Origin of the sequence: Actinocrispum sp. NPDC049592 (genome assembly GCF_040675465.1) — a bacterium.
Lineage (GTDB): Bacteria > Actinomycetota > Actinomycetes > Mycobacteriales > Pseudonocardiaceae > Kibdelosporangium.
The window spans coordinates 299,062-309,163 of record NZ_JBFAPA010000017.1; the positions used below are offsets into that span (position 1 = coordinate 299,062).

The window sequence follows — 10,102 nt, forward strand, 5'->3', positions numbered from 1 at the left end:
CACACCGTATCTGCCTACCGGAGCGAGGCCCGGCGCAGCTTGCCCGTGGCGGAGTGCGGCAGGGTCGTGACGAACTCCACCGAGCCCGGCACCTTGAACTTCGCCAGCCGCTCGGCGCAGTGGGTGCGTACCTGTTCCTCGGTCAGCGAGGCGCCGTCGCGCAGGATCAGGACGGCCTTGACGCGTTCGCCGGTGCGCTCGTCGGGGACGCCGACGGCGGCCGCCTCGACGACCTCGGTCAGCTCGGCGAGGACCTGCTCGACCTCGTGCGGGTAGACGTTGAAGCCGTTGACGATGATCAGGTCGTTGGCGCGGTCGACCAGATGGAGGTCGCCCTCGTCGTCGAGGTAGCCGACGTCGCCGGTGCGGAACCAGCCGTGGGCGTCGGGGCCGTACGAGCCGTCGGGCCAGTAGCCACTGAACAGGTTCGCCCCGCGCACGGACACCACGCCGGCGTCCTCGTCGTCCTCGTCGTCGGGTTCGCCGTCGCTGTCGACGATCCGCAGTTCCACGCCCGGCAACGGCCGCCCCACGGACCCTGGTTTGGCCACTCCGCCGACCAGTGTCGACGTCAATACCGGCCCTGTTTCGGTGAGTCCGTAGCCCTCGAACACGCTGAGTCCCGTCGCCTGACGCATCGCGGCGAGCACTGCGGGGTCCAACGGCGCCGCGCCGGAGGTCAGCAGGCGCAACGTCGACATCGCATCGGCCAGGCGCTCCCGCGGGACCTGGGAGAACGCCTGGTACATCGGCGGAACACCGACGATCACGCTGATCCGGTAGTCCTCGCACATCTTCAGCGCGGGCTCGACACTGAAGTGGTCCATCAGCACCGCCGACGCGCCTGCGGCAGCGACCTGGAACAGACCGGGACCAAGGCCATACGCGTGGAACAACGGCACTGCTAGCAGAACACGGTCAGTCGACGTGACTGGAGCGGGCTTGAGGGACGCGCACTGCTCGACGTTCGCCAGCATCGCGCGGTGCGACAACATCACCCCGCGCGGCACACCGGAAGTCCCGGAGGTGAAGCACAACAGCGCGATGTCCTCGCCGCCGACCGGGCTGCGCACGACATCCCCGCTGTCCAGCCCCGGTGCGGTGGATGTCACGATCTTGGGCGTGGCGGCGTCGAGAATGCGGGTGCGTTCCCGCTCGGGCAGCTCCGCGGACATCGGGACGGCGGTCGCGCCGGCGCGCAAGGCCCCGAACAGGGCGATGGCGAACCCGATACCGGTGGGCAGCTGCACGGCGACGCGGTCACCCGGCCGCACGCCCGCGTCCAGCAGGCGGCGCGCCTCGGCGTCCACCGCGCCGTCCAACTGCGCCCAGCTCACCGTGAGGTCACTGGCCGACTCGGCGAACGCCAGGTGGTCCGGGGCCTGTTCGGCGGCCCTGGCCACCAGGTCGGACACGTTGCGGGGCGCCTCGGCCATAGAGAACTCTCCTTTAGCGTCTTGATCGCGACACGCAGTGTGGCATGACTCACTCGCGTCATGCCGCTGCACTTATCGTGTCTCATCCTCATATCCCAACCTGCTACCTACTTTGCAGTAACAACCCGTATGCTGCGTTACGGCTCCAGCGCGGCGGTGCGGTCGCCCCGGGGAACCGACGAGGGAGTACTGATGCCTTCACCGTCGTGGCAGGCGCGCTCAAGCGCCGAGTCGCGGCCGGGTACGGGCACGGAACCGCCACAGCCGGACGCCGAGCACCGGCAGTCCTGGGACCTCGTGCACAGCGCCCAGCGCGGCGATACGGCGGCTTTCGGCAAGCTCTACGGGCGTTATGTCGACGTCGTCTACCGGTATGTGTTGTTTCGCGTCGGTGACAAGGAACTGGCCGAGGACGTCACCAGCGAGACGTTCCTGCGGGCGCTGCGGCGGATCGCGTCGGTCAGCTACCAGGGCCGGGACGTCGGCGCGTGGCTGGTCACGATCGCCCGCAACCTCGTGCTCGACCACGTGAAGTCCAGCCGGTTCCGGCTCGAGGTGACCAAGGCCGAGATCGACGACGGCAGCACCGTGCAGGCCGGGCCGGAGCAGCAGGTGATGTCCAAGATCACCAACGCCGAGCTGCTCAAGTGCATCGAGCAACTCGGCGATGACCAGCGCGAATGCATCGCCCTGCGGTTCCTGCAGGGGCTGTCGGTGGCCGAGACGGCGGAGCTGATGCACCGCAACGAAGGCGCGATCAAGGCCCTTCAGCACCGGGCCGTGCGCCGCCTCGCCCAGTTGCTGCCTACCGGTCTACGGTGAATTCGTTCCAGGTGTGACCCCCATCGGCCGTCCGGTAAACGACGGATCCGCCCTCGGTATCCGGCTGCCCGTCGATCAGGTAGCCGATTTTCCCGGTGACGAACCCGAGGTCGTAGATTCCGAATCCGCGTTCGCTGAGGAATCGCGTGTCCCAGCTTTTCCCGCCGTCGAAACTCGTGTGCAGAATGCTGACGTCCCCGCCGACCGCGGCGATGACGAAATCGTCGGCCGAGGCCGCGCCGAATCCGCTGGTGATGCCGAGGGCCGGTGCCGGGTTGACCGTGCCGAACTCGCCGCCCAGCTGGGGCGCCATCCACACCTGGCGCATCATGTGGCCTGGTGAGGGGCTTCCGCCGCCGCTGTTGCAGAGGGCGATCGGGTGCCCGTCCCGGATTCCGGCGAGGATCGCGAAATTGTCCACCGGGCAGGGCAGCGGGGCGCCGGTGAACCGTCGTCCGTCGGTGGAATACCCGTACACCGCGGTGGCCAGATCGGCGCCGAGGTAGACCTGGATGACGTCACCGTCGACCGCGATGTCGCCATAGCTCATCGCACCGGCGGCCGCGTAGCCCGGTTTGGGCCTCAGTGCGGGCCGCCCCAGAGCGGACTCGTAGAGCTGGGTGACGCCGTCCTCGCCGTAGGTGTGCACCATCACATAGACGTGGCCGTGCGCGACCACGACCTTGCCGATGAAATGCCCGTCGGCCACACCGGAAAAGGTGAGCTTGTCCCACGATCGGCTGCCGTTTGTAGTTGCCCACAGCGATGTTCCGTCGGTGATGTACCCGATCTGGTGATCTATCAGCGTCAGTTTCACCTGGTTGTGGTTGTCCGGCAGCTTCACGTCCGGGGCGGCGAGTGTTCGCCAGGTGGCGCCCCCGTCGGACGTGGCGCGCAGCTGAGGGCACATCTCGGTGCCGCAGCCGTATCCGAACACCGCGCCGTCCGCGGCGTCCAGCCACGCGATGGACGAGGCCAGAAATCCGCCTGGAGCAGCGCGGGCAGGAGTAGAAAGGATGAGAACACCGGCCAGCACAGCCAGCAGCACACGGGGTTTCACGTTCCGGAGACGGGCGGCCACTCTCCGAGGTTGCCTCGATGCGTAACTGTCAGTGCTCCGGATTCGTTGTCTCTTTCGAGATGTTTCCGCGAACGGGGAGACCGGTGGACAGCGCAGCAGGTGACCAGGCCGAGCGGTTCGCTCGCGCGCTCGAGTCGCCTACCGACGACCCCGATTTCGAGGTCGAGCTGGCGATCGTCGCCGCCATCCATGAGCTCGGGCCGGAGCTGGCCCCGGACGACCTGGCCCGGGAGCGGATGCGCCAGCGTGTATTAGCCAAGCGCAAGCCCGCCGTCAGTTCGCGGCGCAGCCGGTTCGTCGTCGCCGTGGCCGCCGCCTTGGTGCTTGTGTTCGCTTTGGCCGGCATGAGCCTGCTGTTGTCGCGGGACGCGCTGCCCGGCGACGCCCTGTACGGCATCAAGCGCACCGGTGAGGCGGCCTCGCTCGGCCTGACGTTCGGCGACGAGTCCAAGGCGCTCAAGCACCTGGAGTTCGCCGCCGCGCGGGTCACCGAGATGGAGTCGCTGGCCCAACTGCACCCCAACCCGGCGGACGCCCCGGTCGGCGGCTACCTGACCGCGTTGACCGACTTCGACAACGACATCACCCAGGCGTCCCGGCAGATCATCGCGCTGGCCACGCGCGGCCAGCCCGAACAGCTCGGCTCGCTCAAGGCGTGGATCGGTGAGCAGGACACGCACCTGGCCGCGCTCGAACCGCACCTGCCGAACTCGACCCTCGAACGGATGAAGGTGTCGCGGCAACTGCTGGCCAGGATCGCCGAGCGCGCGGAGGCCCTGATGGGCCGGATGGACTGCTACCAGATCACCACCGGCGGCTCGGACGAGATCGGCGCATTGCCGTCGGACAGCGCCTGTCACCGCCCGGCCGCCAACAACGAGACGTCGAACGCGCCGACCGCACCGGCGCCGCCGGCGAACCCCAAGGTCAAGACCTCCGAGCCGCAGACCCCACCGCCGAGGGCGCCGGGCGAACAACAGCCCACCCCACCGGTTCCGCCGGTCAACCCGCAGGTCCCGCTCGTGCCCGCGTCGCCGCCGTCCACCCCGAACCGGCCGGCCGACCCCACCGTGCCGCAGCTGCCGCTGCCGGGTCTAACAATCCCACCACTGCTGCCCGGACTCCCGGCGATCCGCATCGGGTGAGCCCGTCCGGGTCAGTACCCTGTGTCGATGGGGGTAACTCACGACTTTCCCGGAGGCTCGGTGGTGACCCGTAGGCGCGATCAGGAGAAGCAACCGGAGCTGGAGCGGCTCGCCGCGCTCGCCGGCGCTGCCTCCGCCGAAGCCGCGGTCGCCATGGAAGCGGAGGCACCGCCGGTCAGTGGTCCCCCGGACCTCACCGCGGCTGCGTTCTTCGACGTGGACAACACCATGATGATGGGCGCGTCGATCTTCCACTTCGCGCGCGGGATGGCCCAGCGGAAGTTCTTCACGACCGGGGACCTCGCGCGGTTCGCGTTCGACCAGGCGCGGTTCCGGCTGCTGGGCAGTGAGAGCAAAGAGGGCATCAAGCGCAGTCGTGAGACCGGGTTGAGCTTCATCGCGGGGCACAGCGTCGAGGAGATGCGGGCCCACGGTGAGGAGATCTACGACGAGCTGATGGCCGACAAGATCTGGTCGGGGACCCGCGCGCTCGCGCAGATGCACATGGACGCCGGGCAGCGGGTTTGGCTCGTGACGGCCACCCCGGTGGATCTGGCCGCCATCATCGCTCGCCGGCTCGGCCTCACCGGCGCACTGGGCACTGTTCTCGGCAGTGAAGATGGCGTGTACACCGGCAATCTCGTCGGCGACTTGTTGCACGGGCGGGCCAAGGCTCACGCTGTTCGGGCTCTCGCTGCGCGCGAAGGTCTCGACTTGCGGCGGTGCACCGCCTACTCCGACTCCGTGAACGACGTGCCCATGCTTTCCGTTGTCGGCACTGCAGTTGCTGTCAACCCTGACGGTGAACTCCGTGACGTGGCCCGGAAACGCGGCTGGGAAATCCGCGACTTCCGCACCGGGCGGAAGGCCGCCAAGATCGGGGTGCCTTCCGTTTTGGGCGCTGGGGCTCTTGCCGGTGCTATCGCGGTGGGGTTGGCTTATCGGAAGCGTGAGGCTTCTTAGGTCTTATCTCGCGCTCGAGGTCCCGCCCCAAGAGATGCGCTCGCCGCGCGGCTGACCACCCAGAGGGGCCGGGTTTCACCCGGCTGCGCCGGGTTTGTGGTGGGTTGGGTGCGCGCTCTAAACCACGGTCGCGAAATGGTGGATATCTCCCAGTGCGTCTTCCGCGATGCCACCCAGTTTTGGGTCATCCAGAAGACTTTCCAAGCAGGCGACTATACGACCGCTTATCAGGCCGTGTGTCCTGCCAAGGTGGCCCATGCACGTGACGGCCAATGACCGCAGCTGACTTTCATTGTCCTCCCTGAGCTGCGCGAGGAGCAGATCCTCCAGCCAGACGCGGCCGGGGTCGTTCAAGGTCAGCGAAAGCAATGCCCGCGTCGACCGAGCGGAATCCCCGCTCGTCAGGTCGCTCAGCATCTCGCCCCGCCACATCCCATCGACGGGCACCTCATCGTTCATGACGCACAACATCCCCCCGATTTGATCGCCGCCTCCGCACGGTCCCGATCTACACCCGGCGCCGCACCGCGCCCTTTCCTTCGTGCTGAGGATTTGCGCCCAGCACTTCCTCCTTGCGCGTGCGCACCATGCTCCGCGCATGCGCCCCGCATCTTCCCCGCGCATCGCGGCCAGCGCTCTCACTACAACGCTGGGCGCCTTCCTATGCGCCCAGCGTTCCGCGTGTGGTGCCCGCGTTCCCGCCTTGCGTTTGTTCTTGCTCTACGTCGCGCCTTGAGTCCGCGTTCTTCTCTTCCGCCTTTTTCAGCCTCGGAAGATTCCTTGGCGGTGGTCCAGCAGGCGGTAGATCGTTTGCTGGATGGTTTCGCGGACTTGGTCGGTGAGGTTGAAGACGGTGGCGGGGTCGTCGGCGTCGGTGGGGGTGTGTTGGTCGGTGCGGATGGGGGTGCCGAATTCGATGTACCACTTGGTGGGCAGGGGGATGGCGCCGAGGGGGCCGAGGAGGGGGAAGGTGGGGGTGATGGGGAAGTAGGGCAGGCCGAGGAGGCGGGCGAGGGGCTTGAGGTCGCCTATCTTCGGGTAGATCTCCTCGGCGCCGACGATGGATGCGGGGATGATCGGGACTCCGGTTCGCAGCGCCGCCGCTACGAAGCCGCCCCGGCCGAACCGCTGGAGTTTGTACCTCTCCTTGAAGGGTTTCCCGATGCCCTTGAAGCCTTCTGGCCACACGCCGACCAGTTCACCGGAGCACAGCAGGCGCTCGGCGTCGTCCATGCACGCGAGGGTCTGCCCCGTTTTCCGTGCCAGGGCGCCGAGGATGGGGGTTTGGAACACCAGGTCCGCGCCGAGCATTCGCAGGTGGCGGTTGGGTTGGGTGTTGCTGTGCACCGCGACGCCCATCATCACCGAGTCGATGGGGAGCGTGCCCGAGTGGTTCGCCACGATCAGGGCCCCGCCGGTCGCCGGGAGGTTGTCCGTGCCGAGGGTCTCGACGCGGAACCACTTGTCGTACACCGCTTTCAGCGGCGGCAGGATCACCGTGTCGGTCAGGTCCTTGTCGAACCCGAACTCGTCGATCTGGTAGTCACCGGTCAATCGCTTGCGGGCGAAGCTCAGGGCGCCCGCCAGGCCCTGCCGGATGCCGCTGCCCAAGCCCTGTCCTGGTGAGTGTGGGAGGGGACGGATCGGGGTCGGTTCCGCTGGGGCTTGGGATGGTGTGCGCTTCTCGGGTAGGGGTCGTGGGCGGCCGGTGGTCTGGCGCCCGCGCAGGGGGATGACTTGTGCTTCCTGCCTCTGCCGTTCACCCATCAGAGCGTCTGATCCTGTTCTCCAAGGAGGTCAGCCGCGAGGCGTCCAGCACGGGACGCAGCCCACGGCCGTGGATGTAGTCGTCGAACGCCTGCTGCGTGGACCACCTCGGGGTGAAGCCGAAATCCTTCTTCAGCCTGGTGGTGTCCACGACACGGCCATAGTTCAGGAACTGGATCTGGTCGCCGGAGAAATCCACGCCACGCAGCACCCGGGCGGCGGTCGGCAGCGCGGCCCGGGGCATCGGCACCGCGACCCGCCCCGCGCGGCGGATGGCCTGGGACAACGTGAGCACGCCGTCACCGCCGACGTTGAACACGCCGGGGTGGTCATCGGTGGTGGCCCGTTCGAGGACGGCCAGCGCGTCCTCGGGATGCAGCAGCTGCACACGTGCGTCGTAGCCCAGCACGGTGGGCACGAGTGGCAACGCGAAATAGCGGGTGAGCACGGTGTCCACGTTCGGGCCGATCAGGTTGGTCAGCCGGACTGTGGTCACCCGCACATCCGAGCGGCGCCGTGCGAACCCGCGCACGTACCCCTCGACCTCGACGGCGTCCTTGGCGTACCCGCTCGAGGACAGCCCCTTCGGGGCCATGTCCTCGGTACAGACCGCGGGCACGCGGGCGCCGGCGCCGTAGACCGCCGCGCTGGACTTGACCACCAGCTTGCTCACCTGCGGCGAACGCTGGCAGGCGGCGAGCAGCTGCATGGTGCCGATCACGTTCATCTCCTTGATGACCGTGCGGCTCTTGGGGCCGGCCGGGCTGGCCGTGGTCGCTGCGTGCACGACCGTGTCCACCCGCGCCGAGCTGATCACCTTGGCGATCAGCGGGTTGCGGATGTCGGCGCGGACGAACTCCGCCCGCCCCATGGACCTGAGCAGGTCCCTGGCGGGCGGAGCGGTGTCCACTCCGAGAACTCGTTCGATGTCCGGGTTGGCGGCGAGGCGTGCGGCCAGATGTGCTCCGACGTACCCGCCTGCTCCGGTGACCAAGACGACCTTGGGCGTCATGCGTCTCCCTCTACAGGCGTACTGACCGCCGGTAGCCTACCCTCGTGACCAAGCCGTAACCGGTCGCGGATACGAGGTGTTAACGCAGGTCACACGTGCTTTCCACGGTTATCACCCGATCGGCGCAGCGGGTTACTTGCCCTGCTTGCGACGCGCGTGACGCGTCTTACGCAGCAGCTTGCGGTGCTTCTTCTTGGACATCCGCTTACGACGCTTCTTGATAACCGAGCCCATACGGGTTCCTTGCCTTGTCTTCCAGTGGGTACCAACCGCGCAGGGCCCAAGTTCACACTTCCGGGGCGCAGGCACGAACGACCGCCGAGTTTACCCGGCGGTCGTCGGGGCCTGTCAGCCAGCGTCGAAGTACGCGTTCTCGAGGTAGGTGTGGACGTCCTGCTCCGGCACCCGGAACGACTTCCCGACCCGGACCGCCGGCAGGTCACCGGAGTGCACCAGGCGGTAGACGGTCATCTTCGAGACCCGCATCATCTTGGCCACCTCGGCGACCGTGAGGAACTGCACCGAGGAGATGGCCGTGGGTTCTGAACTTCGTTGTGTGTTCGGCATGGTTCACGCGTCCTTAGCCACGCGTCGCGCTGCCGATCTTCCCCATCGGCAGTATCGACACGCACGTGCTGCTCAAGAGAGTAGCGGGACACGTGTGACAGATGCGACCTCCGTCAGGCGTACTAGCGGGACACCAGTCCGCGGCGGCCCGTGTTCGGGCAGGTCGGAGCCGTCCCCAATGGCACATTGGGGACAACCGCGACACCTATGCCTCGTGCGCCTTGCCCAGCTCCTGCGACCGGTCGCGGGCCGCCTCGATCGCCGCGAGCAGCGCCGCGCGCACCCCGTGCCGCTCCAACTCACGGATCGCCATGATCGTCGTACCGGCCGGCGAGGTGACCGCCTCACGCAGGATGACCGGATGTTCCCCGGTCTGCGACAGCATCGCCGCCGCGCCCACCGCCGACTGGATGATCAGCTTCTCGGCCACGTTGCGTGGGATGCCGAGCAGGATCCCGGCGTCGATCATCGCCTCGACCAGGAAGAAGAAGTACGCCGGGCCGGACCCGGACAGCGCGGTCACCGCGTCCTGCTGCGACTCGGGCACCCGGATGACCTCACCGACGGAAGAGAGGATCTCCTCGACCAGCGCCAGGTGCTGCGACGAGGCGTGCTTGCCCGCGGAGATCACGCTCATCGCCTGTCCCACGAGCATCGGCGTGTTCGGCATGACCCGCACCACCGGCACCGAATCGGGCAGCGTGCGCTCATACAGAGCCGTCGGCAGGCCCGCACACAACGACACCACCAGGTTGCGCGCGCTGACCACGGGCGCCAGCTCGGCCAGCACCGGATCGATGTCCTGCGGCTTCACCGCGACGACAAGCACCTCCGCCTCAGCCGCCGCGGTCGGCACGTCGACAGCACGCACCCCATACCGCTTGCTCAGCTCGGCGGCACGCTCGGCATACCGCTCGGTGAACATCAACTGCTCGGCCGACCGCCCCCCGGACAGCAGCCCGGACAGCAGCGCCTCACCGATCTTGCCCGCCCCCAGCACAGCGATCGTCGTCATGCCGGAAAGGGTGCCAGACCCCCACGGATCATCGCCGGGACCCCTTTCCGGGGTCGCCCGCCGGGCCCCTTCCCGGCCGCACCCCGATCATCGCCAAAGCCTCTCGCGGCTCCCGACGGGACCCATTCCAGGCCGCGCTTCACATCGGGACCCCTCGTGCGGGGTCGCCGGGCCCGTTCCGGGTCTCGCGCGGTTCGATTTTGTGCGGGGTGGCGGCGCACATAAGCTTTCCGGCGGGGCAGGTCGTCATACAAATTCGCCACTCGCACCCCCCACTTATCCACACCCACCCGC

At 67.9% G+C, this 10,102-nt stretch carries 11 protein-coding genes; 3 read left to right on the forward strand and 8 right to left on the reverse strand.

Features of this window, described 5'->3' with window-relative positions; genetic code table 11:
- Positions 1-14: 14 nt before the first annotated feature.
- A complete protein-coding gene (locus AB0J95_RS36390; protein ID WP_364768538.1) occupies positions 15-1,436 on the reverse strand; it encodes an AMP-binding protein in 1,422 nt (473 codons plus the stop codon).
- A gap of 192 nt (positions 1,437-1,628) precedes the next feature.
- On the opposite strand from AB0J95_RS36390, the gene AB0J95_RS36395 reads away from it, so the two are divergent.
- Complete coding sequence (locus AB0J95_RS36395; RefSeq protein ID WP_364768540.1) at positions 1,629-2,258, forward strand: sigma-70 family RNA polymerase sigma factor; 630 nt, start codon at positions 1,629-1,631, stop codon at positions 2,256-2,258.
- Here the strand turns inward: AB0J95_RS36395 and AB0J95_RS36400 are convergent.
- Complete coding sequence (locus tag AB0J95_RS36400) at positions 2,242-3,339, reverse strand: hypothetical protein (protein ID WP_364768543.1); 1,098 nt, start codon at positions 3,337-3,339, stop codon at positions 2,242-2,244. The genes AB0J95_RS36395 and AB0J95_RS36400 overlap by 17 nt on opposite strands.
- Positions 3,340-3,422: 83 nt before the next feature.
- Here AB0J95_RS36400 and AB0J95_RS36405 point away from each other — a divergent pair, with 83 nt between their 5' ends.
- Complete coding sequence (locus AB0J95_RS36405; RefSeq protein WP_364768546.1) at positions 3,423-4,484, forward strand: DUF5667 domain-containing protein; 1,062 nt, start codon at positions 3,423-3,425, stop codon at positions 4,482-4,484.
- Positions 4,485-4,511: 27 nt separating this feature from the next.
- Positions 4,512-5,447 (forward strand): HAD-IB family hydrolase, encoded by a 936-nt coding sequence (locus AB0J95_RS36410; RefSeq protein WP_364768549.1) that lies wholly within the window; start codon positions 4,512-4,514, stop codon positions 5,445-5,447.
- A gap of 117 nt (positions 5,448-5,564) precedes the next feature.
- On the opposite strand, the gene AB0J95_RS36415 is transcribed toward AB0J95_RS36410, so the two are convergent.
- The 6 genes from AB0J95_RS36415 to proC all read right to left on the reverse strand — a co-directional run bounded on the left by AB0J95_RS36415 (position 5,565) and on the right by proC (position 9,808).
- Complete coding sequence (locus AB0J95_RS36415; RefSeq protein ID WP_364768551.1) at positions 5,565-5,906, reverse strand: hypothetical protein; 342 nt, start codon at positions 5,904-5,906, stop codon at positions 5,565-5,567.
- Positions 5,907-6,209: 303 nt separating this feature from the next.
- A complete protein-coding gene (locus AB0J95_RS36420; RefSeq protein WP_364768554.1) occupies positions 6,210-7,214 on the reverse strand; it encodes a lysophospholipid acyltransferase family protein in 1,005 nt (334 codons plus the stop codon).
- Positions 7,207-8,226 carry an NAD-dependent epimerase/dehydratase family protein gene (locus tag AB0J95_RS36425; protein WP_364768557.1) on the reverse strand — a complete coding sequence of 340 codons (1,020 nt, stop codon included), beginning with the start codon at positions 8,224-8,226 and terminating at the stop codon, positions 7,207-7,209. The genes AB0J95_RS36420 and AB0J95_RS36425 overlap by 8 nt, the downstream gene beginning before the upstream one ends.
- A 132-nt stretch (positions 8,227-8,358) precedes the next feature.
- Positions 8,359-8,460 carry an AURKAIP1/COX24 domain-containing protein gene (locus tag AB0J95_RS36430; RefSeq protein WP_076993459.1) on the reverse strand — a complete coding sequence of 34 codons (102 nt, stop codon included), beginning with the start codon at positions 8,458-8,460 and terminating at the stop codon, positions 8,359-8,361.
- Between the two features lie 114 nt (positions 8,461-8,574).
- A complete protein-coding gene (locus AB0J95_RS36435; RefSeq protein WP_364768561.1) occupies positions 8,575-8,793 on the reverse strand; it encodes a helix-turn-helix domain-containing protein in 219 nt (72 codons plus the stop codon).
- Positions 8,794-8,998: 205 nt separating this feature from the next.
- Positions 8,999-9,808, reverse strand: a complete 810-nt coding sequence (proC, locus tag AB0J95_RS36440; protein WP_364768564.1) for a pyrroline-5-carboxylate reductase — start codon at positions 9,806-9,808, stop codon at positions 8,999-9,001.
- Positions 9,809-10,102: the final 294 nt, after the last annotated feature.

Bases quoted from the DNA above. Each gene is read 5' to 3' on its own strand.
- AB0J95_RS36390 (WP_364768538.1), bottom strand. From the start codon at position 1,436: ATGGCCGAGGCGCCCCGCAACGTGTCCGACCTGGTGGCCAGGGCCGCC.
- AB0J95_RS36420 (WP_364768554.1), bottom strand. From the start codon at position 7,214: ATGGGTGAACGGCAGAGGCAGGAAGCACAAGTCATCCCCCTGCGCGGG.
- AB0J95_RS36415 (WP_364768551.1), bottom strand. From the start codon at position 5,906: ATGAACGATGAGGTGCCCGTCGATGGGATGTGGCGGGGCGAGATGCTG.
- AB0J95_RS36410 (WP_364768549.1), top strand. From the start codon at position 4,512: ATGGGGGTAACTCACGACTTTCCCGGAGGCTCGGTGGTGACCCGTAGG.
- AB0J95_RS36430 (WP_076993459.1), bottom strand. From the start codon at position 8,460: ATGGGCTCGGTTATCAAGAAGCGTCGTAAGCGGATGTCCAAGAAGAAG.
- AB0J95_RS36395 (WP_364768540.1), top strand. From the start codon at position 1,629: ATGCCTTCACCGTCGTGGCAGGCGCGCTCAAGCGCCGAGTCGCGGCCG.
- AB0J95_RS36425 (WP_364768557.1), bottom strand. From the start codon at position 8,226: ATGACGCCCAAGGTCGTCTTGGTCACCGGAGCAGGCGGGTACGTCGGA.
- proC (WP_364768564.1), bottom strand. From the start codon at position 9,808: ATGACGACGATCGCTGTGCTGGGGGCGGGCAAGATCGGTGAGGCGCTG.
- AB0J95_RS36435 (WP_364768561.1), bottom strand. From the start codon at position 8,793: ATGCCGAACACACAACGAAGTTCAGAACCCACGGCCATCTCCTCGGTG.